Origin of the sequence: Streptomyces sp. A0958, from assembly GCF_004795035.1 — a bacterium.
Classification (GTDB): Bacteria; Actinomycetota; Actinomycetes; order Streptomycetales; family Streptomycetaceae; genus Streptomyces.
The window spans coordinates 32,415-58,368 of record NZ_SSBK01000025.1 but is presented as its reverse complement, the minus strand read 5'-3'; the positions used below and the strand labels follow the sequence as shown (position 1 = coordinate 58,368).

At 71.4% G+C, this 25,954-nt stretch carries 23 protein-coding genes and 1 riboswitch; of the genes, 20 read left to right on the top strand and 3 right to left on the bottom strand.

Going from position 1 to position 25,954, the window contains the following annotated elements:
- Positions 1 to 102: 102 nt before the first annotated feature.
- From E6P78_RS33905 to E6P78_RS22955, 7 genes are all read left to right on the top strand, one after another.
- Positions 103 to 234, top strand: coding sequence for a hypothetical protein (locus E6P78_RS33905; protein WP_276607227.1), 132 nt, complete (start codon positions 103 to 105; stop codon positions 232 to 234).
- Between the two features lie 1,011 nt (positions 235 to 1,245).
- Positions 1,246 to 2,808 carry an endo-1,4-beta-xylanase gene (locus tag E6P78_RS22980; protein WP_240799331.1) on the top strand — a complete coding sequence of 521 codons (1,563 nt, stop codon included), beginning with the start codon at positions 1,246 to 1,248 and terminating at the stop codon, positions 2,806 to 2,808.
- Positions 2,809 to 2,927: 119 nt separating this feature from the next.
- Positions 2,928 to 5,741 carry a glycoside hydrolase family 48 protein gene (locus E6P78_RS22975; RefSeq protein WP_206307886.1) on the top strand — a complete coding sequence of 938 codons (2,814 nt, stop codon included), beginning with the start codon at positions 2,928 to 2,930 and terminating at the stop codon, positions 5,739 to 5,741.
- A gap of 139 nt (positions 5,742 to 5,880) precedes the next feature.
- A complete protein-coding gene (locus E6P78_RS22970; RefSeq protein ID WP_240799330.1) occupies positions 5,881 to 8,022 on the top strand; it encodes a glycoside hydrolase family 6 protein in 2,142 nt (713 codons plus the stop codon).
- A gap of 167 nt (positions 8,023 to 8,189) precedes the next feature.
- Entirely contained in the window at positions 8,190 to 9,791 is a 1,602-nt protein-coding gene (locus E6P78_RS22965) for a sigma-70 family RNA polymerase sigma factor (protein WP_136205525.1), read from the top strand.
- A 130-nt stretch (positions 9,792 to 9,921) separates the two neighbouring features.
- Positions 9,922 to 10,635, top strand: a complete 714-nt coding sequence (locus E6P78_RS22960) for a lysophospholipid acyltransferase family protein (protein WP_136205524.1) — start codon at positions 9,922 to 9,924, stop codon at positions 10,633 to 10,635.
- Between the two features lie 63 nt (positions 10,636 to 10,698).
- On the top strand, positions 10,699 to 11,748 hold the full coding sequence (locus E6P78_RS22955; protein ID WP_136205523.1) for an NAD-dependent epimerase/dehydratase family protein: 1,050 nt from the start codon (positions 10,699 to 10,701) through the stop codon (positions 11,746 to 11,748).
- A gap of 70 nt (positions 11,749 to 11,818) precedes the next feature.
- Here the strand turns inward: E6P78_RS22955 and E6P78_RS22950 are convergent, their stop codons facing one another.
- Complete coding sequence (locus E6P78_RS22950) at positions 11,819 to 12,103, bottom strand: type II toxin-antitoxin system Phd/YefM family antitoxin (RefSeq protein ID WP_136205522.1); 285 nt, start codon at positions 12,101 to 12,103, stop codon at positions 11,819 to 11,821.
- Between the two features lie 96 nt (positions 12,104 to 12,199).
- Between E6P78_RS22950 and E6P78_RS22945 the strand changes: the two genes are divergently transcribed.
- The 3 genes from E6P78_RS22945 (at position 12,200) to E6P78_RS22935 (ending at position 14,109) form a co-directional block, all read left to right on the top strand.
- On the top strand, positions 12,200 to 12,832 hold the full coding sequence (locus E6P78_RS22945) for an ATP-dependent Clp protease proteolytic subunit (RefSeq protein WP_136205521.1): 633 nt from the start codon (positions 12,200 to 12,202) through the stop codon (positions 12,830 to 12,832).
- 7 nt (positions 12,833 to 12,839) lie between these two features.
- Positions 12,840 to 13,148 (top strand): hypothetical protein, encoded by a 309-nt coding sequence (locus tag E6P78_RS22940; RefSeq protein WP_136205520.1) that lies wholly within the window; start codon positions 12,840 to 12,842, stop codon positions 13,146 to 13,148.
- Between the two features lie 287 nt (positions 13,149 to 13,435).
- A riboswitch (cyclic di-AMP (ydaO/yuaA leader) is annotated at positions 13,436 to 13,632 on the top strand.
- Positions 13,633 to 13,635: 3 nt separating this feature from the next.
- The gene (locus E6P78_RS22935; RefSeq protein ID WP_136205519.1) at positions 13,636 to 14,109 is read left to right on the top strand and encodes a C40 family peptidase; all 474 of its coding nucleotides are present in this window, start codon (positions 13,636 to 13,638) and stop codon (positions 14,107 to 14,109) included.
- A gap of 35 nt (positions 14,110 to 14,144) precedes the next feature.
- Here the strand turns inward: E6P78_RS22935 and E6P78_RS22930 are convergent, their stop codons facing one another.
- Complete coding sequence (locus E6P78_RS22930) at positions 14,145 to 14,576, bottom strand: ATP-binding protein (RefSeq protein WP_136205518.1); 432 nt, start codon at positions 14,574 to 14,576, stop codon at positions 14,145 to 14,147.
- A 205-nt stretch (positions 14,577 to 14,781) separates the two neighbouring features.
- Between E6P78_RS22930 and E6P78_RS22925 the strand changes: the two genes are divergently transcribed.
- The gene (locus E6P78_RS22925; RefSeq protein ID WP_136205517.1) at positions 14,782 to 15,642 is read left to right on the top strand and encodes a helix-turn-helix transcriptional regulator; all 861 of its coding nucleotides are present in this window, start codon (positions 14,782 to 14,784) and stop codon (positions 15,640 to 15,642) included.
- Positions 15,643 to 15,667: 25 nt separating this feature from the next.
- Positions 15,668 to 15,859, top strand: a complete 192-nt coding sequence (locus E6P78_RS22920; RefSeq protein ID WP_136205516.1) for a DUF397 domain-containing protein — start codon at positions 15,668 to 15,670, stop codon at positions 15,857 to 15,859.
- An 82-nt stretch (positions 15,860 to 15,941) separates the two neighbouring features.
- On the opposite strand, the gene E6P78_RS22915 is transcribed toward E6P78_RS22920, so the two are convergent.
- A complete protein-coding gene (locus tag E6P78_RS22915) occupies positions 15,942 to 17,084 on the bottom strand; it encodes an 8-amino-7-oxononanoate synthase (RefSeq protein WP_136205515.1) in 1,143 nt (380 codons plus the stop codon).
- A gap of 142 nt (positions 17,085 to 17,226) precedes the next feature.
- Between E6P78_RS22915 and bioB the strand changes: the two genes are divergently transcribed.
- The 8 genes from bioB to E6P78_RS22875 all read left to right on the top strand — a co-directional run bounded on the left by bioB (position 17,227) and on the right by E6P78_RS22875 (position 25,910).
- Complete coding sequence (bioB, locus tag E6P78_RS22910) at positions 17,227 to 18,456, top strand: biotin synthase BioB (protein WP_136205514.1); 1,230 nt, start codon at positions 17,227 to 17,229, stop codon at positions 18,454 to 18,456.
- The gene (locus tag E6P78_RS22905; protein ID WP_136205513.1) at positions 18,449 to 19,753 is read left to right on the top strand and encodes an adenosylmethionine--8-amino-7-oxononanoate transaminase; all 1,305 of its coding nucleotides are present in this window, start codon (positions 18,449 to 18,451) and stop codon (positions 19,751 to 19,753) included. The genes bioB and E6P78_RS22905 overlap by 8 nt, the downstream gene beginning before the upstream one ends.
- A 1-nt stretch (position 19,754) precedes the next feature.
- A complete protein-coding gene (gene bioD / locus E6P78_RS22900) occupies positions 19,755 to 20,444 on the top strand; it encodes a dethiobiotin synthase (protein WP_136205512.1) in 690 nt (229 codons plus the stop codon).
- A gap of 219 nt (positions 20,445 to 20,663) precedes the next feature.
- A complete protein-coding gene (locus tag E6P78_RS22895) occupies positions 20,664 to 21,947 on the top strand; it encodes a cytochrome P450 (protein ID WP_136205511.1) in 1,284 nt (427 codons plus the stop codon).
- 66 nt (positions 21,948 to 22,013) lie between these two features.
- A complete protein-coding gene (locus E6P78_RS22890) occupies positions 22,014 to 22,433 on the top strand; it encodes a GNAT family N-acetyltransferase (protein WP_136205510.1) in 420 nt (139 codons plus the stop codon).
- A 170-nt stretch (positions 22,434 to 22,603) separates the two neighbouring features.
- Positions 22,604 to 23,941 carry a hemolysin family protein gene (locus E6P78_RS22885; protein WP_136205509.1) on the top strand — a complete coding sequence of 446 codons (1,338 nt, stop codon included), beginning with the start codon at positions 22,604 to 22,606 and terminating at the stop codon, positions 23,939 to 23,941.
- Positions 23,938 to 24,957 carry a hemolysin family protein gene (locus tag E6P78_RS22880; protein ID WP_136205508.1) on the top strand — a complete coding sequence of 340 codons (1,020 nt, stop codon included), beginning with the start codon at positions 23,938 to 23,940 and terminating at the stop codon, positions 24,955 to 24,957. The genes E6P78_RS22885 and E6P78_RS22880 overlap by 4 nt, the downstream gene beginning before the upstream one ends.
- 83 nt (positions 24,958 to 25,040) lie before the next feature.
- Complete coding sequence (locus E6P78_RS22875; RefSeq protein ID WP_136205507.1) at positions 25,041 to 25,910, top strand: SGNH/GDSL hydrolase family protein; 870 nt, start codon at positions 25,041 to 25,043, stop codon at positions 25,908 to 25,910.
- Positions 25,911 to 25,954 lie beyond the last annotated feature (44 nt).

Here is a 25,954-nt window from a genome sequence, read left to right as displayed (position 1 = left end):
TGGACGCACCTTCCGGGTGACGATGGCATTCACGGCCGCGCGGCCGATGAGGTTGTGTCCTAGGAGGGTGCGCGCATGCCCGGATCAACGAAGACTATGGGAATGCTCACCGCAGGTGCCCTGGTGGCGGTGACCGCCTACACGGTGGCGCTGGGGAGCAACGGCTGGCTCTGGTTCGGCTGGGTGCTGCTGGGGCTGATCACGATAGGGATGGCCGCGACCCGGGAGACCTGAGCCGGGAAAGCGGTTGTGACACCCCTCGCGGTGGCGCCCGGCCTCCACCGCGAGGGGAGTGCGGGTGTGTGCCAACAGCGCCCGGGAGGGTGGTTTCCGGGGTGGCGACGGCCTCCGCGACGATGTCTCCGGCCGCGGGGTCGCCGGCCCGCATGACGTGACGCCGGGGTGAACGGCGGTATGCGGCGGCCGCCCGGCGGGGTCCGCACCCGTCCTTCCCCGTCCGCGTCCGCCCGCGGCGAGCCCGCTCACAGCCGGCCGGCCGGGGCCCCCGCGGCACCTCCCGGGCCCTTGCCGGGGGCGGGCGCGGCACCTCCGGACGTACACCTTCGCGCACGACGGCAGGGGCTTGCGGGCGCCGCAAACGGCTGGCCCGTGCCTCGGTTACGCGCGCCTCGTCCGTCACTCTGGGTCGAAACCCGTACGCGGACGGGCACCACGTTCCGTACGTGCACCCGACCCGCGGGCGCCGCCTTCTCCCGTGCCGATCGCGTCGCTGTCCTGCCGCTTCGCTTCCGGCCCCGTAGAGCGGACCCCCTGGGTCGTCGGTATGGCTACGGAGGACGCACCTCGCTGTGAGTCACCACGCGTGTGCGATCGTGCACCTCGACCCCGACTGCCCAGGCACCCGCCAACGCCCCTCGGGCGTGCGATCGCGAACACTCCGGACCGGCCCCGAGCACCCCTTCCGCAGGCACCTCCGCGCACCGGCTTGCAGGGGTGCCGGCACGCGTCCCGGCGGGCGGCGGCCGTTCCTCACCCGGGCCTCAACGACGCTGCGCGACAGGCCTGTTCGACGTATGGCCGCGTTCACATGCCCGTAAGGCAGTTGCGATTTAACTCTTGACAGGTGCCTGTCGCCACGCCACCTTGGGAGCGCTCCCACAATCAGGACTTGCACACTCCACCCCCTCCCTTCTCCCCCAACGCCGTTTGGCGGTAGGGGCGTTACGGGGCGCAGCCGCGCTCCCCGTGATGTTCCACGCTGCCCGGCAGAGGAAGGCGTTCGTCATGAGCTTGGTGAAGCGCTGTAGGCCCCGTCGCACCGGGGGACTCCCGGCCCTCCTGATCGGCGCCCTCGCCCTTGCCACCGGCCTGGTGGGCGGGCCGGCGTCAGCCGCCCCGCAGAGCACGCTGCACGACCTCGCCGCCGCCCAGGGCAGGTATTTCGGTTCCGCCACCGACAATCCCGAGCTGCCCGACGCCGCCTACGCCGCGACCCTGGGCTCCGAGTTCGGGCAGATCACCCCTGGCAACTCCATGAAGTGGGACACCACCGAGCCCGTGCAGGGCCAGTTCAACTTCACCAAGGGCGATGCGATCACCGACTTCGCCGAGCAGCACGGCCAGACCGTACGCGGCCACACCCTGGTCTGGCACAGCCAGCTGCCCGGCTGGGTCGGCTCACTGCCGTCCGCGCGGGTGGCGGCGGCCATGACCGACCACGTCACCGCGGAGGCCACCCACTACCGCGGCGAGGTCGCCGCCTGGGACGTGGTGAACGAGCCGTTCAACGAGGACGGGACCTTCCGCACCAGCCCGTTCTACACGGCGATGGGCAGCGACTACATCGCCACCGCCCTGCGCGCGGCGCACGCCGCCGACCCGGACGCCAAGCTCTACGTCAACGACTACAACATCGAGGGCATGGGCGCGAAGAGCGACGCCATGTACGACCTGGTGAGCGAGTTGCTCGACGAGGGCGTGCCGCTCGACGGGGTCGGAATGCAGGCGCACCTGGCGATCCAGTACGGCTTCCCGTACCAGATGCAGGCGAACATGCAGCGGTTCGCCGATCTCGGCCTCGATGTAGCCGTCACCGAGCTTGACGTGCGCATGCCATTTCCGGCCGACGCGGCCAAGCTCGCCACCCAGTCCTCGTACTACGCCCAGGTGGTCGACGCCTGCCTCTCCGTCCGGCGCTGCGTCGGCATCACCGTCTGGGACTACACGGACAAGTACTCCTGGGTGCCGAGCACCTTCCCGGGCGAGGGCGCCGCCAATCTGTACGACGACAACCTGGCCCCGAAGCCCGCCAACGACGCCGTGCGCGCCGCACTGGGCGGCGGGGACGACGGGGGCGAGGACGGCGGGGACGACGGGGGCGAGGACGGCTCCACCCCGGGCACCCTGAAGGTGCAGTACCGCAGCAACGACACCTCGGCCGGCGACAACCAGATCAAGCCCGGCCTCCAACTCGTGAACACCGGCACCACGGCGGTCAGCCTGCCGTCGGTGACCGTCCGCTACTGGTTCTCCGGCGACAACGGCGCCGCCACGTACGGCAGTTGGTGCGACTGGTCGCCCCTGGACTGCTCCACGGTCACCAACCGGGTGGTCGCGGCGAGCACCCCCAAGGCCGGGGCCGACCACTACCTCGAAGTGGGCTTCGCGAGCGGCAGCCTGGCCCCGGGCGCTTCGACCGGCGAGATCCAGCTGCGCCTGAGCAAGACGGACTGGTCGAACTTCGACGAGTCGGACGACTACAGCCACGGCACCGGCACCTCGTACGCGGACGCCTCGAAGATCACCGTGTACGCCGGCGGAGACCTGGTCTGGGGCATCGAGCCCTGATCCCGGGCACACGGCCCCTCTCCCTCTCCACTCCCCCTTGCGTTCCCCGCTTCCCCGCACCCCCGTCCCCACCGCTTCATCTCCTCCCCTCCCCGACGACACCCGCCACTGGAGGATTTGTGTCGATATCACGGAGAACGTTCAGCAGCGCCCTGGGCGGCAGCGCGCTGGCCCTGGGCCTGACGCAGGGCACGGCCTTCGCCAAGCCCGCCTCGGCGCAGGCCGGCACCGGCGCCCGTGCCACGGCCGCGGCCGCGTCCGACGACCCGTACACGCAGGCCTTCCTCACCCAGTACGGCAAGATCAAGGCGGCTGCCAACGGCTACTTCAGCCCCGACGGTCTCCCCTACCACTCGGTCGAGACCCTGATGGTCGAGGCGCCCGACCACGGCCACCAGACGACGTCCGAGGCCGTCAGCTTCTGGATGTGGCTGGAGGCGGCGTACGGGCGGGTGACGGGTGACTGGGCCCCCTTCAACGCGGCCTGGGCGGTGGCGGAGAAGACCATCATCCCGCAGCACGCGGACCAGTCCACCAGCGATTCGTACAGCCCCTCGGCACCCGCGACCTACGCGCCGGAGCACCCGCTGCCCGACGGCTACCCCTCCGCCCTGGACGGCACGGTCCCGGTGGGCGCCGACCCCATTTCCTCCGAACTCGCCTCGTCCTACGGGACGATGGACATCTACGGCATGCACTGGCTGATGGACCTGGACAACGTCTACGGCTACGGCAACAAGCCGGGCACCGGAGGCGAGTCCGGGCCGGGCGCCGGCGCCTCCTTCATCAACACCTACCAGCGCGGTGCGCAGGAGTCGGTGTGGGAGACCGTCCCGCAGCCGACCACCGACCTCTTCGAGTACGGCGGCCCCAACGGATATCTCGACCTGTTCGTCGGGGACTCCAGCTACGCCAAGCAGTGGAAGTACACCAACGCGCCGGACGCCGACGCCCGCGCGGTGCAGGCTGCCTACTGGGCGTACCGCTGGGCCTCGGAACAGGGCAAGGAGAGCCAGGTCGCGGCCTCGGTGGCGAAGGCCGCCAAGATGGGCGACTACCTCCGGTACGCCATGTTCGACAAGTACTTCAAGCGGATCGGCGACTGCACCGACCCGAACTCCTGCCCCGCCGCATCGGGCCGGGACTCCCAGCACTACCTGCTGTCGTGGTACTACGCCTGGGGCGGGGCCGCGGCGGGCAGCGGCGGCGGCTGGGCGTGGCGCATCGGTGACGGCGCGTCCCACCAGGGCTACCAGAACCCGCTGGCCGCGTGGGCGCTGTCCAACGTGCCCTCGCTCACCCCGAAGTCCGCGACCGCCAAGTCGGACTGGTCCAAGAGCCTGACCCGGCAGTTGGAGTTCCTGACCTGGCTCCAGTCCAGCGAGGGCGCCCTCGCGGGCGGCTGCACCAACAGCTGGGAGGGCAGCTACGGCCGGCCGCCGGCCGGGACGCCGACCTTCTACGGGATGGCGTACGACTGGCAGCCGGTGTACCACGACCCCGCCAGCAACAACTGGTTCGGTTTCCAGGCCTGGGGCATGGAGCGGGTCGCCGCGTACTACTACGTCACCGGCAACGCGACCGCCGAGGCGGTGCTGTCCAAGTGGGTCGCCTGGGCGTCGAGCGAGACGACGGTGGGCGCCGACGGCAGCTTCCGCTTCCCCTCCACCCTGAACTGGACGGGCCGGCCGGACACCTGGAACGCGGCCTCGCCCGGTGACAACGCCGGTCTGCACGTCTCGGTCGTGGACTACGCCAACGACGTCGGTGTGGGCGCCGCGTACGTCAAGACGCTCACCTACTACGCCGCCAAGTCGGGTGACGAGGACGCGGCTGCGCTGGCGAAGGCGCTGCTCGACGCGATGGCGCTGAACACCACGGACAAGGGCATCTCGGTCCCGGAGACCCGGCTGGACTACAACCGGTTCGACGACGAGGTGTACATCCCCTCCGGCTGGTCGGGCACCATGCCCAACGGCGACCCGGTCCGGCCCGGTGCGACCTTCATCAGCATCCGTAGCTGGTACAAGGACGACCCGGACTGGCCGAAGGTGCAGGCCTACCTCGACGGCGGCGACGCACCCACCTTCACCTACCACCGCTTCTGGGCGCAGGCGGCGCTCGCGCTCGCCTTCGCGATCTACGCGGAACTGCTGGTGGAGGGCGGCGGTGGTGAGCCGGGCGGCGACACCGAGCCCCCGACGTCCCCGGCGGGCCTCACGGTGACCGCGACCACCAAGGAGAGCCTGTCGCTCTCCTGGTCGGCCGCCACCGACAACGTCGCGGTGACCGGCTACGACGTGTATCGCAACGGTGTGCTTGCCGGCAACACGACCGGCCTGACGTTCACCGACACCGGGCTCGCCGCGGGCACCGAGTACACCTACGCGGTAGCGGCGCGGGACGCCGGCGGCAACACCTCGGCGCTGTCCGACGCGGTACTCGCCACCACGAAGACGGGCGGCTCGGCCGGGACCGGCGCGGTGAAGGTCCAGTACAAGAACAACGACTCCTCCGCGACCGACAACCAGGTCCGGCTGGGCCTGCAGGTGGTGAACACCGGCAGCGCTCCGGTCGACCTGACGACGGTGAAGGCGCGGTACTGGTTCACCGCCGACGGCGGCCCGAGCACGTTCGGTACGTACTGCGACTACGCCGCGCTCGGCTCGTCCAACATCACGCACACGGTGGTCGCCGTCCCCAGTCCGAAGGCCGGCGCCGACCGCTACCTGGAGGTCGGCTTCACCGGCGGGGCGGGCACCCTGGCCGCCGGCGCCTCCACGGGTGAGCTCCAGTTGCGGCTGAACAAGAGCGACTGGTCCAACTTCGACGAGAGCGACGACTACAGCCGGGCCACCAACACCACGTACGCGGACTCCCCGAAGGTCGGCGCCTACGTCGCCGGCGCCCTGGCCTGGGGCGTCGAGCCGTGACCGGCTGAACCACCGGTCACCCCACCACTCCCGATGGCGGGTCAATCACTCACCCCGCTGTGCCCGACATCGGGCAGCACCCCCATGAACCCGTCTGCGGGGATTCTCCGCAGACGTACGAGAGGAGCACAGAGCCGCAATGAGTACCAGAGGCACGATCAAGCACGGGCTGCGCAGAAGGCTGGCCGCAGTCTCCGCCCTGGCCATGGGCGCAGCCCTGGCGGTGGCCATCCCCACCACCGCCGACGCGGCGGCCCGGGTCGACAACCCCTACGTGGGCGCCAAGGCCTATGTGAACCCCGACTGGTCCGCCAAGGCGGCGGCCGAACCGGGCGGCGCCGCCATCGCCGACACGCCGGCCTTCGTCTGGATGGACCGCATCGCCGCCATCGGCGGCTCGTCGGAGGCGATGAGCCTGCGCGAGCACCTGGACACCGCTCTCGCCCAGGGCGCGAACCTGTTCCAGGTCGTCATCTACGACCTGCCGGGGCGCGACTGTGCCGCGCTGGCGTCCAACGGTGAGCTCGGTCCCACGGAGCTCGGCCGGTACAAGACCGACTACATCGACCCGATTTCCGAGATCCTCGCCGACCCGGCGTACGCCGGCCTGCGCATCGTCACCATCATCGAGCCCGACTCGCTGCCCAACATCGTCACCAACGCGGGCGGCACCGAGGGTTCGACCGACGCCTGCGCGACGATGAAGGCGAACGGCAACTACGAGAAGGGTGTCGGGTACGCCCTGCACACCCTGGGTGCCATTCCCAACGTCTACAACTACGTCGACGCCGCCCACCACGGCTGGCTGGGCTGGGACACCAACATGGGCCCGGCCGCGACCGAGTTCAAGAAGGCGGCCACGTCCGAGGGCGCCACGGTGAACGACGTCACCGGCTTCATCGTGAACACGGCCAACTACTCGGCCCTCAAGGAGCCGAACTTCAAGATCACCGACTCGGTGAACGGCACCACCGTGCGCCAGTCCAAGTGGGTCGACTGGAACTACTACGCCGATGAGCTGTCGTTCGCCCAGGCGCTGCGCACCATGCTGGTGAGCGAGGGCTTCAACTCCAACATCGGCATGCTGATCGACACGGCCCGCAACGGCTGGGGCGGCTCCGAGCGGCCCACCTCCGCGGGCCCGCTGACCAGCGTGGACGCCTATGTGGACGGCGGCCGGGTCGACCGGCGCATCCACGCCGGCAACTGGTGCAACCAGAGCGGTGCGGGCATCGGTGAGCGGCCCACCACCGCCCCGGAGCCGGGGATCGACGCCTACGTGTGGGCCAAGCCCCCGGGGGAGTCGGACGGCAGCAGCCAGCCCGAGGACAACGACGAGGGCAAGGGCTTCGACCGGATGTGCGACCCCACGTACACCGGTAACGGCCGCAACGGCAACAGCATGAGCGGCGCGCTGCCCAACTCGCCGGTCGCGGGCCACTGGTTCTCCGCGCAGTTCCAGGAGCTGCTGCGCAACGCCTACCCGGCGCTCGGCAACAACGGCGGCGGCGACAACGGCGGTGGCGACAACGGCAGCGACGACGACACCCAGGCGCCGACCGCGCCGACCGGTCTGACCGCGACGGCGAAGACCAGCAGCAGCGTCTCGCTGTCCTGGACGGCGTCGAGTGACGACACCGGCGTGACGGGCTACAACGTGTACCGCAACGGGGTCCAGGTGGGCACCTCCACCACGACCTCTTACACGGACACGGGTCTGTCGGCCTCGACCGCCTACAGCTACACCGTCAAGGCGAAGGACGCGGCCGGCAACGTCTCGGCGGCCTCATCGGCCCTCTCGGCCACCACCTCCGCGGGTGGCGGTACGGGAACGGGCGCCCTGAAGGTCCAGTACAAGAACAACGACTCCTCCGCGACCGACAACCAGATCCGGATGAGTCTCCAACTGGTCAACACCGGCAGCACCGCGGTCGACCTGTCCACGGTGAAGCTGCGCTACTGGTTCACCCCGGAGTCCGGTTCCACCACGTTCGGCACCGCGTGCGACTACGCGGTCATCGGCTGCGGGAACCTGACGCTCGGAGTGAAGTCGGGCGGTTCGCAGGCCGGTGCCAGCCACTACCTGGAGGTCTCCTTCGGCAGCGGCAGCCTCGCGGCCGGCGCCTCGACCGGTGAGATGCAGCTGCGGCTGAACAAGAACGACTGGTCCAACTTCAACGAGGCGGACGACTACAGCCACTCGACCGCCACCAGCTTCACCGACGCGTCGAAGGTCGGCGTGTACGTCGCCGGAGCGCTCTCCTGGGGCACCGCGCCCTGAACACCCGCCGGATGATCCGGTGACTTCGTCCGGCCCCGCCGCCCACGTGGCGGGGCCGGACCTCGTTGCGTACAAGTGATCGACCGGTTTTTGTTATGGTCCCCGCCGGGCCGCATCTCCCAGGTGTGCGAGAAGCCGGAACAGGACTCGGGAAGAGTGAGCACAGCATGGGCAAGGACCGCGAAAAGGCGTTGATCAAGGCGGCGCAGGCCGGGGACGCCGGGGCCAAGGACCAGCTCGTCGCGTCCTATCTGCCGCTGCTGTACAACATCGTCGGGCGTGCGCTGAACGGCCACGCGGACGTGGACGACGTCGTGCAGGAGACCGTCCTGCGCATGCTGCGCGCGCTGCCCGGCCTGCGGACGCCGGAGCGCTTCCGCTCCTGGCTGGTGGCCATCGCGATGAACGAGATACGCGGGCACTGGCGGCAGCGGCAGACGGCGCCCATACCCGCCGAGCCCCTGGACACCGGCCGTGACGCCGCCGACCCCGGCGCCGACTTCGTCGACGTGACCATATTGCGGCTCGGTCTGTCCGGGCAGCGCCGGCAGGTCGCCGAGGCGACCCGCTGGGTGGACGAGGACGACCGGGCACTGCTCTCGCTGTGGTGGCTGGAGGCGGCCGGGGAGCTGTCCCGGGCCGAGGTGGCGGCGGCGATGAACCTCTCCCCCGAACACACCGCCGTGCGCGTGCAGCGGATGAAGGCGCAGCTGGACACCGCCCGGGTGGTGGTGGGCGCGCTGGCCGCGCAGCCCCGGTGCGTGCTGCTGGAGGACATGCTCACCGGGTGGGACGGGAACCCGTCGCCGCTGTGGCGCAAACGCATCGCGCGGCACGCCCGCGGCTGCACGGTCTGTTCGGGGTTCGGCTCCGGCCTGGTGCCGGCCGAGGGACTGCTCGTCGGGCTGGCGCTGGTGCCGCTCGCGGTGGCGGGCGCCGGCCACACGGCGCGGCCGGTCGAGGTGGCGTCCGCCACGCCCCTGACGGTGCCGGGCCGGGCGGGCAGGGCCCAGCTCCGGCGCGACCAGACGCGGCGGAGCCGGCGCAACGCCGTGGTGGCCTCGGTGATCGCGGTGGCCACCCTGGGCACCGGGGGCGCGGCCGTACACCTGTCGACGGGCGACAGCGACGACGCGACGCGTGTGGCGTCCGCCCCTTCGGCCGACGCCTTTCCCACGGCGGCCTCGTCCGGCCCGTCCCCCTCGCTGTCGCCGTCCGCCTCCGCTTCGCCGTCCCCCAGCAGGAGCACGAGCGCGAGCCCCACCGCCACGAAGACGAAGGCGAAGCCGAAGCCGAAGAAGACGGCCACCGCGAGCGGACCCCCCTCGGCGGCCCCGTCCCCGCACACCACCCGGCCGGCCCCGGCCCAGCCCGCACCGAGCCCGTCATCCGACGCGCAGCAGGTCCTGGCGCTGGTCAACACCGAACGCGCCAAGGAAGGCTGTGCGCCGGTGAGCGGCAACGCGCAGCTGGCGGCCGCCGCGCAGCGGCATTCCGCGGACATGGCCGCGCAGGACTACTTCTCGCACACCTCGCAGGACGGCTCGGGCCCGGGAGACCGGATCACCGCCGCCGGCTACCGGTGGAGCACGTACGGGGAGAACATCGCCAAGGGGCAGCGCACGCCCGCCGACGTGATGAACTCCTGGATGAACAGCCCCGGCCACCGCGCGAACATCCTGAACTGCTCGTTCAAGGAGCTGGGTGTGGGCGTACAGGAAAGCGCCGGCGGCATCGTCTGGACTCAGGACTTCGGCGCGGGGCTGTGAGGGGCCCCGGCTTTCGGGTGTGAGCGCGGGGTACACGTCTCTCATCGGGCTACGATCGGCCGCCGCAGGGGAGCCGATCGTCCGGATGTCGCTTCGCTGACCCGCTGATCCAGCAGACCGGGGAGAGACCGTGTTCTACTACGTCCTCAAGCACGTCGTCCTCGGGCCGGTGCTGCGGCTGCTGTTCCGGCCGGTCATCGAGGGCGTGGAGCACATTCCGGACGACGGCGCCGCGATCGTCGCCGGCAACCACCTGTCGTTCTCCGACCACTTCCTGATGCCCGCGATCATCAAGCGGCGCATCACCTTCCTCGCCAAGGCGGAGTACTTCACCGGTCCCGGCGTGAAGGGCCGGCTGATCGCCGCGTTCTTCCGCAGTGCCGGGCAGATCCCGGTGGACCGGTCGGGCAAGGAGGCGGGGCAGGCGGCGATCCGCGAAGGGCTCGGGGTGCTGGGCCGGGGCGAGTTGCTGGGCATCTATCCGGAGGGGACGCGCTCGCACGACGGCCGGCTGTACAAGGGCAAGGTCGGGGTGGCGGTCATGGCCATCCGGGCCCGGGTGCCGGTGGTGCCCTGCGCCATGGTCGGCACCTTCGAGATCCAGCCGCCCGGCAAGGTCCTCCCCCGCATCAAGCAGGTCACCATCCGCTTCGGCGAACCGCTGGACTTCTCGCGCTACGCCGGCCTGGAGAACGAGAAGGCGGCGATCCGGGCGGTCACCGACGAGATCATGTACGCGATCCTCGGCCTCTCCGGCCAGGAGTACGTCGACGAGTACGCGGTCAAGGTCAAGGAGGCCGCCCAGGCGCGGCAGCCGGGCAGGTTCCTGAAACCGCGACGCTGAGGGCGGATTCGCGATCGGTGAACCCTCCTGGCCGGGGCCTCGGACGCGCCCTAGCTTCGGTGCATGAGCAAAGGACACGCATGGGTGCTGGGCGCGACGGGACAGATCGGGCGGGCCGCTGTGCGCTCGCTCGTGACGGACGGCTGGGAGGTGACGGCGGCCTCGCGCGGCGGGGGCCGTGACGAGGGATGGGGCGAAGAGGTCCGGACGGTCGCGCTGGACCGTGACGGGGACGGCGCGCTCGCGGCGGCGCTCGGACCGGGATGCGACGTCCTCGTCGACATGGTGGCGTACGGGCGGCAGCACGCCCGGCAGCTGACCGGACTCGCGGACCGGATCGGTTCGGCGGTGGTCGTCTCCAGCGGCGCGGTGTACGAGGACGAGCGCGGCCACAGTTTCGACACCCAGGCGGAGCCGGACGGATCGCCCCGCTACCCGGTGCCGATTCCCGAGTCGCAGGCCACCGTCGCACCGGGCGAGGACACGTACGCGACCCGCAAGATCCGTCCGGAGCACGATCTCCTCGCGGCGGGCGGCACGCTGCCCGTCACGCTGTTGCGGGCCGGCGCGGTCCACGGCCCGCACTGCCGCTCGCCGCGCGAGCTGTACTTCGTCAAGCGGGCCCTGGACGGCCGGACCCGGCGCGTGCTGGCGTACGGGGGGAGGTCACGCTTCCATCCCGTGCACGCGGCCAACGTGGCCGAATTGATCCGGCTGGCCGCGCTCAAGCCCGGCTCCCGGGTGCTGAACGCCGCCGATCCGCATGCGCCGACGGTCGCGGAAATCGGCGAGGCCGTGGACGCGGTGGTGGGCCGGAGCACAGAGACGGTGCTGATGCCGGGCGCCCCCTCGGACCAAGGCGTCGGTTCGACGCCCTGGAGCGCGCCGCACCCCATCGTCTACGACATGACGGCCGCCGAACGGGAGCTCGGGTACCGGCCGGTGACGGGGTACGCCGAGTCGCTGCCGGAGACCGTCGCGTGGATCACCGCGCAGTTGGCGGGGCGTGACTGGCAGGACGCCTATCCCGCGATGGCGCGGTCGTACGGCACGGGTCTTTTCGACTACGCGGCGGAGGACGCCTGGCTGGAGGAGCACGCCCGGACGGCCTGATCCGGTCCGTCGGCGGGCGGCGCAGCGGGGCGCCGTCCGCCGGAGGCGGGGTGCGGCGGTCTGCGGGCCGTCAGGCGTCCGGGCCGCAGTGCCCGCGGTGTTCGGCGGCGATGCCGAAACGGTGCCGTTCGCCGGGAGCGGACGCGGTGGAGCCGATCGAGGAGACCGAGCTGACCACCTGTCCCTGCTCCGCCACCTCGTCCTTCTCAAGTCGTTCCAGGTCAGCGGCCGATACGAGGGCGACGAGCGGTTTCCCGTGCCGCGTCACGACCACGCGCTCGCCGCCGTAGACGACTCGGTTGATCAGTTCGGCGAGTTCAGCACGGGCTTGCGTCACCGGAATCTCGTAGGCCATGCTCCCATCATAACCTTCTGTACGTTCTGTACATTTTTTACGGCAGCGTGCGCGGGCACCCCATGGGGTCCGCGCAACCGGAGGAAAGGCCCCGCCTTGCACCGTCCCGCCGCCCGTTATGTCCTGCCCGAGTTCACCGAGCGCACCTCCCAGGGGTCCCGGACCCTCGATCCGTACTCCAAGCTGCTGGCCGAGCGCGTCGTCTTCCTCGGCACCGCGCTGGACGACACGGCGGCCAACGACCTGGTCGCGCAGCTGATGCACCTGGAGCACGACGCGCCCGACCGGCCCGTCTCGCTGTACATCAACTCGCCGGGCGGCTCGTTCGGCGCGATGACCACGCTCTACGACACGATGGCCTTCCTGAACTGCGAGGTGGAGACCTTCTGCCTCGGGCGGGCGAGCGCCGGCGCGGCCGTGCTGCTCGCCGCGGGCACCCCGGGGCGGCGGCACATGCTGCCCGGCGCCCGGGTGGTGGTGAGCCAGCCGGGCTTGGCCGAACCCGTCCAGGGGCAGCCGTCCGACCTGGAGATCGAGGCGCGGGAACTGGCCCGGATGCGCGAGACGATGGCCGGCATGCTGGCCCGTCACACGGGGCGCACCGCCGAAGAGGTCGCCCGGGACACCGAGCGCGACCTCATCCTCGACGCGGAGGGCGCCCTGGCCTACGGTCTGGTCGACCACATCGTGCGCAACCGCGTCCCGGCACCTGCGCACACCGGGCGGTGAACCGGCCATGCCGCCAGCGGAGTTCTCCCCGCTGCCCGCCCTGACGCGGGCCGAGTGCGAGTTCATCGACCGTTACCTGCACGTGGTCGACCAGGTGGGCCGGATCAACCCGGCCCGCGGCGACGACACCTACGCGGCCCTGCGTGCCGCACAGGCGCTGGCCTCGCACGCGGCGGCCCTGCGGGACGCACTCGCGGTGATGCACCGGCGCGGCGAAACGCACATCCACACGGCCACGTTGACGCGGGCGCTGCGGGTGCTGGACGGGGAGCGGCGGGCGGCACGGGTCACCCTGCCGCCCGGTCCACCGAGTTGACACGCCCGACGGGCGAACCGAATTTCCTCGCTCGTTCGGCGTAGGTGTTCCCTCGCACGAGCGACCGCTCGACTTGCGTTTTCCCGATGCGTGAGGGGCCGGATCTTTCGCGACGCCGCTGGTACTGCCATGGCCGCAAGGGGTGCGCGGACCGGCCGAAGCACGCCTGTCCACCTGAACGGCCCATCCGTGAGGATCTTCACATATGGCCGTTTCGCCTCGGAAATCCGGCACTCGGTGAGTCAAGATCCCTGGGACGACAAGCCCCCGCCACCGCGGCGGGGCGGTCCGGGCGGACGCCGAGTCCTGCCGCCGTCCGGATGCCTGGTCGACAGGAGTGGATCGGCAGGAGTGGAGGACCCGAGCACTACGGGACGGCCGGATTTCCGGAGGTCCCTCGGGGTGAAGCCGCCGTGTGCGGCCGGGCAACTTCGCCAGCCCGAACCCGACAGGTCATCCTTCACAGGCGGCTGACGAAGGGTTGCGCATGAGTGCGCAGGTTCATGTCCCGTCTCTGCTCGCCCGGGCCACAACGGCCTCGGTCATGACTCTTGCCGCCGTGGGCGGCACACTGTTCGTCCCTGGCGCCGCCCCCGAGGCGCAGGCCGCCAGCCATTCGATGAAGGCCCTGAACATCGCCGCGTCGAAGAAGGGGGCGCCCTACCGGTGGGGTGCCACCGGCCCCAGCCGCTTCGACTGTTCGGGGTTGACGCTCTACTCGTTCAAGAAGGCCGGCAAGCAGCTCCCCCGCACGGCCCAGCAGCAGTACAACAAGACCCGCCACATCTCCGCCTCCAAGCGGCAACGCGGCGACCTGGTCTTCTTCCACTCCGGCAGCAGCGTCTACCACGTGGGGATCTACGCCGGCAGCGGGAAGATCTGGCACTCGCCGAAGACCGGCGCCGTGGTCCGGCTGGAGAAGATCTGGACCAAGAGCGTCTACTACGGCCGGGTCGGCTGACGCGCGGCCCACGCCGAGCACGGACGTTTCGTACCTCAGGGCTGGACAGGGGCGTGCCACGGCAGCTCGACCCAGACGGTCTTGCCGCCGTCGGGCGTGGGCGTGACGGTCAGCCGGCCGCCGTACTCCTTGGCCAGGGAGCGGATGATGACCATGCCGCGCCCGTTGTCCTGCTGGACCGCGGCGGGCAGCCGCTGGGGCCGGCGTGGATGGCTGTCCGTCACGCCGAGGCGCAGCTGCTCCTCGCGCTCCAGCCGCAGCTCCACGGTGAACGTGGGCGAGAGGCCGAACGTGTGCAGGACGGCGTTGGTGGCGAGCTCCGAGACGATGAGCCGTACGGTCTCGGCCGTTTCCGTGTCGTCGGGCAGGCCCCATTCGGCCAGAACCCGGGCCACGTACCTGCGGGCCGCGGCGACCGAGACCGGCTCGCTCGGCAGAGTGACACGTGCTTCTTGATGGTCTGCCATGGCGAGCCGTCCCTTTCCCACCCGGTACCGGGCCGGCGAACGGTCCGGTTGTGCTTCGCGCCAGATTGCCACCGATGCCGCCCCCTGCGACGGCGATCCACCAAGATATGCATATATCTGTCGCTCGAACCGGTGAACTCTTCCCGCCCGGGCCCGCGAGGGCGCCACACTGTCCCCTCGGCAGGCAGCGGGAGGGAGCCATCAGATGCAGCACGGTCCTGCGGTGCGGCGCCGCAAGCTCGGGGAGGAGCTGCGGAGTCTGCGCCACGCGTCGGGTCTCACGAGCCGGGAGGCCGCGGGGCTGCTCGGCTGGCACCAGTCGAAGGTAAGCCGGATCGAGACAGGTGTCAGCGGGGTGCGGCCGGACGACGTGAACCGGCTGCTGGACGCGTACGGCATGGACGATCCGAAGCTGCGCGAGCTCCTGGGCGCGCTCGCCGGTTCGGCGGGCGGGGGCGGCGCCGGCTGGTGGCATGCGTACCGCGGTCTCATCCCTCCGCAGTACCGCGACTTCATCAGCCTGGAGTCGCAGGCGCGGACGGCGCGCACGCTGGAGACCTCGGTGGTGCCCGGCCTGTTGCAGACGGCCGACTACGCCCGCGCGGTGACCCGGGACTCCCTGGGCGGGCTTCCGGCCGGTCAGGTGGACTCGCTGGTGGAGGTGCGGCTGACCCGGCAGGGGGTGCTGCGCAGCGATCCTCCGCTGCGGCTGAGCGCGGTGCTGGACGAGGCGGTGCTGCGGCGGGAGGTGGGCGGTCGGCGGGTGATGCACGAGCAGTTGCGCCATCTCGCACGGGTGGCACAACTACCCCATGTGCAACTCCAGTTACTCCCGTTCTCGGTCGGCGGCTACGTGAGCCTAACCAGCCCTTTCGTTATCTTTTCCTTTCCGACCGCTTCCGACCTTGACGTGGTCGTTCTTGACCACTTGACGAGTAGCCTCTATCTGGAACGGAAAGAAGACCTTGCGGCGTACAGCTCGGCCTTCCGGAACCTGCAGACGCACGCGCTGTCGCCGGAGCACTCGTTGGACCTGATCTCCGCGATCGACCGCGGCGATCGGTGACCCCGGACTGCCCGAGGGGGGCGTCATGTCGGATTGCCTCGCACAGCACGCGTTACGGTGGCGGCGCAGCAGCCGCAGCACGGGTATGAACAACTGCGTGGAGACCGCCCCGTTGGACAGGCGGCTGGCCGTGCGCGACTCCAAGGATGTGTCCAGGCCGCCCCTGGAGTTCTCCACCACAGCCTGGATCTCCTTCGTCGCCGGCCTGAAACGCTGAGGCGGGCGACGCCTCACGCCTGAGGCGGACGGCACCTCACGCCTGGGGCAGACGGCACCTCACGCCTGGGGCAGACGAAGCCTCACGCCTGGGGAGCGGTCCGCCGAACGGTCGCCACCGCCCACGCGATCTGCTCGTCCGTCAGGTCGGCGCGGGCGGTCAGCCGCAGCCGGGAGATGCCGTCGGGGACGGACGGCGGCCGGAAGCAGCCGACCGCCATGCCGGCCTCCCGGCAGTCGGCGGCCCAGCGGACGGCGGCGTCGGGCGAGGGCGCGCGTACCGAGACCACGGCCGCGTCGGGGCGCACGGCACTCAGACCGGCCGAGGCCAGTCCCTCGTACAGCGCGGTGGCGACCGTACGCGCCCTGAGGGCGCGTTCCGGTTCGCGGCGCAGCAGCCGCAGCGCGCCGAGCGCCGCGCCGACGGCGGCGGGGGCGAGCCCGGTGTCGAAGATGAACGTGCGGGCGGTGTTGACCAGGTGGTCGATGACCCGGGCGGGGCCGAGGACCGCGCCGCCCTGACTGCCCAGGGACTTGGAGAGGGTGAGCGTGGCGACGATGTCGTCGCCGCCCGCGAGACCGGTGGCGGCGGGCGCGCCGCGCCCGCCCTCCCCGAGGACTCCGAGACCGTGCGCGTCGTCCACGAGGAGTGCGGCGTGTTCCGCGCGGCAGGCGTCGGCCAGTGCGGCCAGCGGCGCGGCGTCGCCGTCGACGGAGAAGACCGAGTCGGTGACGGCGAGCTTCCGGCCCGGATGGCCGTGCAGCGCCTTGCGGACGGCCTCGGGGTCGGCGTGCGGGACGACGGTGGTCTCGGCCCGGGAGAGCCGGCAGCCGTCGACGATGGAGGCGTGGTTGCCCGCGTCCGAGGCGATGAGGGAGCCGCGTCCGGCGAGCGCGGTGAGAGCCGCGAGGTTGGCGGCGTAACCGGAGGAGAGCACGAGAGCCGCCTCGAACCCGCAGAAGGCGGCGAGTTCGCCTTCCAGTTCCGCGTGGAGCGCGGTCGAACCCGTGACGAGACGGGAGCCGGTGGCTCCCCCGCCCCAGTGGCGCGCCGCGCCGGCCGCGGCGCCGGTCACCTCGGGGTGCCGGGTCAGGCCGAGGTAGTCGTTGCTCGCGAGATCCAGGAGTTCCGCGTCGGCGTCCCGGGGCCGCAGCCTTCTCACGAGCCCGGCGTCCGCGCGCCGGCGCGCCTCGTCGTCGATCCAGTCGAACGGGGTGGCGGACATGGGCGGTCCCTTTTGTAGGCAGCTCACAGACCCTAACCGCGGGCACGGCAGGCCACGGTGTGGCAATGCACACACCCTCCGTGAACTCTGTTGTCCGAATCCTCCTTGGCTCCGGGAGGTGCCGTACGTAAGGATCAACGCCATGGACCTCCTGAACACGCTGGTGGACAAGGGGCTGCGGCGCGAGCTGCCGACCCGTGAAGAAGCGCTCGCCGTACTGGCGACCCCTGACGAGGAACTGCTCGATGTGGTGGCCGCGGCCGGCAAGGTGCGCCGTCAGTGGTTCGGGCGGCGGGTGAAGCTGAACTATCTGGTCAATCTGAAGTCCGGGCTGTGCCCCGAGGACTGCTCGTACTGTTCGCAGCGGCTCGGCTCCAAGGCCGAGATCCTCAAGTACACCTGGCTGAAGCCCGACGAGGCGTCGAAGGCGGCCGCCGCCGGGGTGGCCGGCGGCGCCAAGCGCGTCTGCCTGGTGGCCAGCGGCCGGGGCCCGACGGACCGTGACGTCGACCGGGTCTCGCAGACGATCGAGGCCATCAAGGAGCAGAACGAGGGCGTCGAGGTGTGCGCCTGCCTCGGTCTGCTCTCCGACGGCCAGGCCGACCGGCTGCGGTCGGCGGGCGCCGACGCGTACAACCACAACCTCAACACGTCCGAGGGGACGTACGGGGAGATCACGACCACCCACACCTACGCCGACCGGGTGGACACGGTGCACCAGGCGCAGGCCGCCGGCCTCTCCGCGTGCTCGGGTCTGATCGCGGGCATGGGCGAGAGCGACGCCGATCTGGTCGACGTCGTCTTCTCCCTGCGCGAGCTGGACCCGGACTCTGTTCCGGTCAACTTCCTGATCCCGTTCGAGGGGACCCCGCTCGCCAAGGAGTGGAACCTGACGCCGCAGCGCTGTCTGCGCATCCTGGCGATGGTGCGGTTCGTCTGCCCGGACGTGGAGGTACGGCTCGCGGGCGGGCGCGAGGTGCATCTGCGCTCGATGCAGCCGCTCGCCCTGCACCTGGTGAACTCGATCTTCCTGGGTGACTATCTGACCAGTGAGGGCCAGGCCGGTCAGGCCGACCTGGACATGATCGCGGACGCCGGTTTCGAGGTCGAGGGCGCGGGTACGACCACGCTCCCCCGCCACCGTGCGGACGCGGCCGCCGGCTGCGGCTCCCACTCCGGCGGCTGCGCCCCGGAGGCGGAGGGCTGCGGTTCGCACTCCGGCGGCTGCGCGCCCTGCGGCGAGGCCCCGGAAGCGGAGACCGCGCCCGCCGCCGCACAGGAGACGCAGGACGCGCAGGTGCCGGGCGCCCGCACGGACCTGGTGGCGGTCCGCCGCCGCGGCGCGGGTACGGACCTCGCTCCCAATGCCTGAGCCGCTCCCCCCCGCCACGCTCCGGGACCTGGACCGGGCGCACGTCTGGCATCCGTACGGGCCGATGCCGGGCCGGCAGGAGCCGCTGGTCGTGGAGTCCGCGTCCGGGGTCCGGCTCCGCCTCGCCGAACCGGCTCACGGGCAGCACGAGTTGGTCGACGGGATGTCGTCGTGGTGGTCCGCCGTGCACGGGTACAACCACCCGGTGCTGAACGAGGCGGCGCGCGGCCAGCTGGACCGGATGAGCCATGTGATGTTCGGCGGGCTCACGCACGAGCCCGCCGTCCGGCTGGCGGCCCGGCTGGTGGAGATCACCCCGGAGCCGCTGCGACACGTCTTCCTCGCCGACTCGGGTTCCGTGTCGGTCGAGGTGGCCGTGAAGATGTGCCTGCAGTACTGGCGCTCGGCCGGGCGGCCGGCCAAGAAGCGGCTGCTGACCTGGCGCGGCGGCTACCACGGGGACACCTGGCAGCCGATGTCGGTGTGCGACCCCGAGGGCGGGATGCACGAGCTGTGGTCGGGTGCGCTGCCCCGCCAGGTCTTCGCCGACGAGCCACCGGCCGGTTACGACGCGGAGCCCGATCCCGCGTACGCGGCGCATCTGCGCGAGCTGATCGAGCGGCACGCCGACGAGCTGGCCGCGGTGATCGTGGAGCCGGTGGTCCAGGGGGCGGGCGGGATGCGCTTCCACTCCCCCGCGTATCTGCGCGTGCTGCGCGAGGCGTGCGACGCGTACGGCGTCCTGCTCGTGTTCGACGAGATCGCGACGGGCTTCGGCCGTACGGGGAAGCTGTTCGCCGCCGGCCATGCCGGGGTCTCGCCCGATGTGATGTGCGTGGGCAAGGCGCTGACCGGCGGCTATCTGACGATGGCGGCGACGCTGTGCACCGGCGAGGTGGCCGAGGGGATCTCGCGCGGCGAGGTGCCGGTGCTGGCCCACGGTCCGACGTTCATGGGCAATCCGCTCGCCTCGGCGGTGGCCTGCGCCTCCATCGACCTGCTGCTCGGCCAGGACTGGGAGCAGGAGATCAAGCGGATCGAGGCCGGACTGGACGAGGGGCTGGCGGCGGCCCGGGAACTGCCTTCGGTCCGCGACGTGCGGGTGCTCGGCGCCATCGGTGTCGTACAGCTCGACCACGAGGTGGACATGGCGGCGGCGACGCGGGCGGCGGTGCGCGAAGGGGTGTGGCTGCGGCCGTTCCGCGACCTCGTGTACACCATGCCGCCGTATGTGACCGGTGACGATGATGTGGCACGGATCTGCCGCGCCGTGTGCGCGGCGGCGCGGGAGGGCTGACGTGAGCGTTCTGGTGGTGACGGGTACGGGTACGGAGATCGGCAAGACGATCGTGACGGCGGCCGTCGCGGCGGCGGCTGCGGGCCGTCGGGTGGCGGTGCTCAAGCCGGCCCAGACGGGTCTGGAGCCGGGCGAGCCGGGCGATGCCGCCGAGGTGGCACGGCTGGCGGGCGCCCATGTGACGGCGGTCGAACTGGCCCGCTTCCCGGAGCCGTTGGCGCCCGCGACGGCCGCCCGGCGGGCCGGGATGACGCCGGTGGGGCCGTACGAGATCGCCGAGGCGGCCGAGAAGCTGGCCGTCGATCACGACCTGGTGCTGGTCGAGGGGGCGGGCGGGCTGCTCGTACGGTTCGACGACGGGGGCGCGACCCTGGCGGACGCGGCCCGGCTGCTGGCGGCTCCGGTCCTGGTGGTGGCCCCGGCCGGGCTGGGCACGCTGAACTCCACGGCCCTGACCTCGGAGGCGCTGCGGGCCCGCGGGCTCGACTGCCTCGGGGTGGTGATCGGCAGCATGCCGGCCGACCCCGATCTGGCGGCGCGCTGCAATGTGACGGATCTGCCGGTGGCCGCGGGCGCGCCGCTGCTGGGTGTCGTGCCCGAGGGGGCTGGGTCGCTCGCGCCTGCGGACTTCCGGGCCCGGGCGTCGAGTTGGCTGGCACCGCCGCTGGGTGGGCACCGGGCGCGGGGCTGAGGCCGGGCGGGGCGGTCCGGCCGCGGCGTCGGCAGCCGCCGGGGCCCGTACGCCCCCCGCCCCGCCGACCCATCGGTGACGTATTCCGCACCCTGTCACTCCATTGCTCGAACAAGTGGTCATAATTCCTGGTCAGGTAGCCGAAGTCACCGCAGTCGGCCACGTCCTGGCGCCGCACGCGCCCACCGACCAGATCTCGCGACGACTCATGGAGTGACATTGAGTACGACGACGTTCCGTTCCCGCCTCACCGCCAGGCTCGGACGCAGCTACCTGGCCAGGATTCAGAAGCACGGGCTCGGGTCCTCCACGATGAAGCTGCTTCCCGAGCAACTGCTGATGCCGCTGCGCAGGGACGGCCTCGACCCGGTGCGGGGGCTGGCCGACGTACGGGCGAGCGCGCCGGTCTCCAGAGTGGCGCTGCCCTTCGGCATGGACGCATGGGTGGTCACCGGCTACGAGGAGTCGAAGGCCGTGCTCGGCTCCGCGGAGGGCTTCAGCACCGACTTCGCCCACCTGGCGGGCAACGCGGGCATAGTCGCCGAACACAGCCCCGGCGGGCTGGGTTTCAGCGATCCGCCGGTGCACACGCGGCTGCGCCGCATCCTGACCCCCGAGTTCACGATGCGCCGGCTGCGCCGCCTGGCGCCCCGGATCGACGCCATCGTCGGGGAACGCCTGGACGCGATGGCGGCGGCGCCGGGACCGGTCGACCTGGTGCACGCGTTCGCGCTGCCCGTTCCCTCCCTGACCATCTGCGAACTGCTCGGGGTGCCCTACGAGGACCGGGCCGACTTCCAGCAGCTGGCGATGGACCGCTTCGACCTGTTCGCGGGTACGACGGCGCCCTTCGGGGCCATGTCCGCCTCGCTCGACTACTTCCGCGGTGTCGTCAGGGCGCAGCGCCGCAACCCCGGCGACGGTCTGCTCGGCATGATCGTGCGGGAGCACGGGGACAGCGTCGACGACGAGGAACTCGCGGGCCTCGCCGACGGTGTGCTCACCGGCGGGTTCGAGACCACGGCGAGCACGATCGCGCTCGGCTCCCTCGTACTGCTGCGGAACCCGGACGTCCTGGGGCGGCTGCGGGCGGACGACAGTGTGACGGCGCCGTTCGTGGAGGAGGTGCTGCGCTACGTCTCCGCCGTACAGATCGCCTTCCCCCGGTTCGCCCGCGAGGACATCGAGATCGCCGGGGTGGTCATTCCGCGCGGCGACATGGTGCTGTGCTCGCTGAGCGGCGCGAACCGGGACCCCGCCTACGTCACGGACGACGGGGGCTTCGACGTGGACCGGGTCACTCCGGCCGGCCATCTCGCCTTCGGGCACGGCATCCACCGCTGCATAGGCGCCGAACTGGCCCGGATGGAGCTGCGCTCCGTCTACCCGGCCCTGGCCAGACGGTTCCCCGCCATGCGGCTCGCCGTCCCGCCGCACAACCTCACCTTCCGCAAGCTGTCGATCGTCTACGGCATCGACTCGCTGCCGGTGCACCTGCGCTGAGGTTTCCCCCGCGGGCGGTGGGGAATCCGCTCGCACGGGGGGACCGCCCTCTGATTGGCTCGCCCCATGAGTGATCTCTGCATCCGCCACGCCGCCCTGCCGGACATCGATGCCGTCCTGCGGTTCTGGCGTACGGCGGCGGAGGGGACGAGCATCAGTGACGACCACGACGGGGTGGCCCGCCTCATCTCCCGCGATCCCGAGGCGCTGCTGCTCGCGGAGCGCGACGGCACGCTGGTGGGGACGGTCATCGCCGGGTTCGACGGCTGGCGGTGCTCCGCCTACCGGCTGGCCGTGCACCCGGATCACCGCCGCCAGGGCATCGCCACCGCCCTGCTGGACGCGGCGGAGCAGCGGTTCGCCGCGCTGGGCGGCCGACGGGTGGACGCCATGGTGCTGGAGGAGAACGAACGCGCGCACCACGCCTGGCAGGCGGCCGGCTACCACCGCGAGGACCACTGGCGGCGTTGGGTGAAGCCGCTGTAGGAGGCGGTCACACACCTCGACTTTGCCGATCCTTTACCATGGGTGCTCAACGTTCCCGACCCTGACGAAAGGTGTGAGCCTCCGCCCATGGGCGAGCCTCCCAGTAGCCGAACCCGCCGACCGCGCGCGGTCAGCCAGTCCCTGCCCGATCATGGGACGGAGGTGAACCGATGACCGAAGTGCTTCTGCTGTTCGTTGCGGTACTGCTCTCCCTCGCCTGTGGCGCCTTCGTCGCGGCGGAGTTCTCCCTGACCACGGTCGAGCGCGGGCAGCTGGAGAGAGCGGTCGAACAGGGCGAGCGCGGTGCGGCGAGCGCCATGAAGGCCGCCCGCAGCCTCACCTTCCAGCTGTCCGGGGCCCAGCTCGGCATCACGGTCACCAACCTGGTCGTCGGCATGCTCTCCGAACCGTCCATCGCGAAGCTGATCCGGGGACCGGTCGAGGCCGTCGGCCTGTCGCCGGGTGTCGCGTCGTCCGTGGCGCTCGTCATCGGTACGGCCCTGTCCACCGTGTTCCTGATGGTGGTCGGTGAGCTGGTCCCCAAGAACTGGGCCATCTCCTCACCGCTCGCGGTGGCGAAGACCGTCGCCACCCCGCAGCGGGCCTTCACGGCGGTGTTCCGGCCCTTCATCAGCCATCTCAACAACACGGCCAACCGGATCGTGCGCCGTTTCGGGTTCGAACCCGCCGAAGAGCTGGCGACCGCGCGCAGTCCGCAGGAGCTGGTGGCGCTGGCCAGGCACTCCGCCAAGCAGGGCGCCCTGGAGGCGGACACCGCCGAGCTGTTCGTCCGTACCCTCAACCTGCCGGAACTCACCGCGGAGAACGTGATGACCCCACGGGTCCAGGTCACCGCGCTGGAGGTCGACGCGACCGCCGAGGACGTCGCCAACGCGACACGGGCCACCGGGCTTTCCCGCTTCCCCGTGTACCGGGGCAGCCTCGACACCGTGGTCGGCGTCGCCCACATCAAGGACGTCCTGGCGATCCCCGCCGAGCAGCGGCCCCGCAAACGGGTCTCCGAGATGCTGCGCGAACCGGTGCTCGTACCGGAGACCCTGACCGTGGACCGGCTGCTCGACCGGCTGTCCGGCAAGCTCGCCATGGCGGTCGTCATCGACGAGTACGGCGGCACGGCGGGCGTCGTCACGCTGGAGGACATCGTCGAGGAGGTCGTCGGGGAGGTGCGGGACGAGCACGACCCGCACGAGACGCCGGACCTGGCGCCGGCCGGTGAGGACGCCGACGGACGCGTCCTGTGGTCGGCCGACGGCGCCGCCCGCACCGACCAGCTGAAGAGGATCGGGCTGAGAGTGCCGGACGGCCCCTACGAGACCCTCGCCGGCCTGATCGCGACGGAGGTGGGCCGCATCCCCGTCGTGGGCGACTCCATCGAGCTGGCCGGCTGGCGGCTCGACGTGGTGGACGCCTCCGGGCGCCGCGCCGCGCGGGCGCTGCTGCACGCACCGGTGACCGGCTCCCACGAGTCGTCGGAGGGTGAGCGATGACCGTCGTACAGCTCTTCATCGGTCTGCTGACACTCGTCGTGAACGCCTTCTTCGTCGGCGCGGAATTCGCCCTCATCTCCGTACGCCGCAGCCAGATCGAGCCGCAGGCCGAAGAGGGGGACCGGCGGGCGCGCAGCGTCATCTGGGGCCTCGAACACGTCTCGGCGCTGCTCGCGGCGGCGCAGCTCGGCATCACCCTGTGCACGCTGGTGCTCGGTATCGTCGCCGAGCCCGCCATCGCGCATCTGCTGGAGCCCGTCTTCGACGCGGTGGGGGTGGCGCACGGGCTGGTCCATCCGATCTCGTTCGTGATCGCGCTGTCGGTGGCGACCTATCTGCACATGCTGCTGGGCGAAATGGTGCCCAAGAACATCGCGCTGGCCGAGCCGGTACGGACCGCCCTGCTGCTCGGGCCGCCGCTGGTGACGCTGGCCCGGACGCTGCGCCCGGTGATCTTCGCGATCAACGCCTTCGCCAACGCGCTGCTGAAGATCCTGCGGGTGGAGACGAAGGACGAGGTGTCGGCCACCTTCTCGGACGACGAGCTGGCCCGGCTGGTGAAGGACGCCGGCGACACCGGTCTGATCGACGACCGGGCGGCCGAGCGGCTGCACCATGCGCTGGAACTGGGCCGACGGCCGGTACGGGACGTGGTGCTGCCGGTGGACCGGGTGATGTACATCCGGGTCGGGGCGACACCCGAGGAGCTGGAGCGGCTCTCGTACGAGACGGGGTTCTCGCGCTTCCCCGTGATGGACGCCGAGCAGCGCATCCTCGGATACCTCCACGTGAAGGACGCCCTCGATGTCATCCCGCGTGACATGCCGTTCCCGGTCAGCTCGATGCGGCCGATCGCCCGGGTCAGGGCGGCCACTCCGCTCGACGACGCGCTGACCGCGATGCGGCGCAGCCGTACGCACCTGGCGGCGGTGCTCGACGAGGACGGCCGGCTGGCGGGCATGGTGACGATGGAGGACGTCCTGCGGGAACTGGTGGGCCGCCCCCAGACCCGCTGATCCCCGGTGGCTCCGGGCCCCGCGCCCGGAGCCACCGCTCCCGCGGCAGGGCCGGACGGCCACCGCGATACGATCGCGTCGCCATGGAAATCAATGCCACCTACACCAGTCTTGTCGCGGTCGGCGACTCGTTCACCGAAGGCATGTCGGACCTGCTGCCCGACGGTTCGTACCGGGGCTGGGCCGATGTGCTCGCCTCCCGGCTCGCCGCCCGCACGCCCGGCTTCCGGTACGCCAATCTCGCGGTGCGCGGCAAGCTCATCGGCCAGATCGTGGACGAGCAGGTGGACGTGGCGGCGGCCATGCAGGCCGATGTGGTGACGCTGGTCGGCGGCCTCAACGACACCCTGCGCCCCAAGTGCGACATGGGCATGGTGCGCGGGCGGCTGGAGGAGGCGGTGGAGCGCCTGGCGCCTTCGTGCAAGAAGCTGGTGCTGATGCGCAGCCCCGGCCGCAACGGCCCGGTGATGGAGCGGTTCCGGCCGCGCATGGAGGAGCTTTTCGCCCTGGTCGACGAGCTGGCCGCCCGGCACGACGCGGCAGTGGTCGATCTCTACGGTGCGCCGTCGCTGGGTGACCCCCGCCTGTGGGACGTCGACCGGCTGCATCTGACCGCGGAGGGGCACCGCAGGGTGGCCGAGGCGGTCTGGCAGGCGCTGGGGCTGCCGCCGGAGAGCGACTGGCAGGCCGTACTGCCCGCCGCGGTGCCGCCGCGCTGGGCGACCCGGCGCGTGGACGATGTTCGCTTCGCCCGCCGGCACCTGCTGCCGTGGATCGGGAGGCGTCTGACGGGACGCTCGTCGGGCGACGGCCGGACGGGCGCCCAGTTCAGCGCGGAGCTGGGCCGGGCCTTCTGGGTCACTCCCGAGGAGGACGGCGCCTCGGCTCCGTTGGCTTCCTGGCGCCGTGTGGACACCGGCGAGCAGCATGCGTCGGACCCGCCGCGTTCGTAGCAATCCACAAACCGGACCGCGGCGCTGAGCTGCACGAACCGCCA

Coding starts and splice junctions, on each gene's coding strand:
- E6P78_RS33905 (WP_276607227.1), top strand. CDS start 103: ATGCTCACCGCAGGTGCCCTGGTGGCGGTGACCGCCTACACGGTGGCG.
- E6P78_RS22980 (WP_240799331.1), top strand. CDS start 1,246: ATGAGCTTGGTGAAGCGCTGTAGGCCCCGTCGCACCGGGGGACTCCCG.
- E6P78_RS22970 (WP_240799330.1), top strand. CDS start 5,881: ATGAGTACCAGAGGCACGATCAAGCACGGGCTGCGCAGAAGGCTGGCC.
- E6P78_RS22965 (WP_136205525.1), top strand. CDS start 8,190: ATGGGCAAGGACCGCGAAAAGGCGTTGATCAAGGCGGCGCAGGCCGGG.
- E6P78_RS22955 (WP_136205523.1), top strand. CDS start 10,699: ATGAGCAAAGGACACGCATGGGTGCTGGGCGCGACGGGACAGATCGGG.
- E6P78_RS22950 (WP_136205522.1), bottom strand. CDS start 12,103: ATGGCCTACGAGATTCCGGTGACGCAAGCCCGTGCTGAACTCGCCGAA.
- E6P78_RS22940 (WP_136205520.1), top strand. CDS start 12,840: ATGCCGCCAGCGGAGTTCTCCCCGCTGCCCGCCCTGACGCGGGCCGAG.
- E6P78_RS22935 (WP_136205519.1), top strand. CDS start 13,636: ATGAGTGCGCAGGTTCATGTCCCGTCTCTGCTCGCCCGGGCCACAACG.
- E6P78_RS22930 (WP_136205518.1), bottom strand. CDS start 14,576: ATGGCAGACCATCAAGAAGCACGTGTCACTCTGCCGAGCGAGCCGGTC.
- E6P78_RS22925 (WP_136205517.1), top strand. CDS start 14,782: ATGCAGCACGGTCCTGCGGTGCGGCGCCGCAAGCTCGGGGAGGAGCTG.
- E6P78_RS22920 (WP_136205516.1), top strand. CDS start 15,668: ATGTCGGATTGCCTCGCACAGCACGCGTTACGGTGGCGGCGCAGCAGC.
- E6P78_RS22915 (WP_136205515.1), bottom strand. CDS start 17,084: ATGTCCGCCACCCCGTTCGACTGGATCGACGACGAGGCGCGCCGGCGC.
- bioB (WP_136205514.1), top strand. CDS start 17,227: ATGGACCTCCTGAACACGCTGGTGGACAAGGGGCTGCGGCGCGAGCTG.
- E6P78_RS22905 (WP_136205513.1), top strand. CDS start 18,449: ATGCCTGAGCCGCTCCCCCCCGCCACGCTCCGGGACCTGGACCGGGCG.
- E6P78_RS22890 (WP_136205510.1), top strand. CDS start 22,014: ATGAGTGATCTCTGCATCCGCCACGCCGCCCTGCCGGACATCGATGCC.
- E6P78_RS22885 (WP_136205509.1), top strand. CDS start 22,604: ATGACCGAAGTGCTTCTGCTGTTCGTTGCGGTACTGCTCTCCCTCGCC.
- E6P78_RS22880 (WP_136205508.1), top strand. CDS start 23,938: ATGACCGTCGTACAGCTCTTCATCGGTCTGCTGACACTCGTCGTGAAC.
- E6P78_RS22875 (WP_136205507.1), top strand. CDS start 25,041: ATGGAAATCAATGCCACCTACACCAGTCTTGTCGCGGTCGGCGACTCG.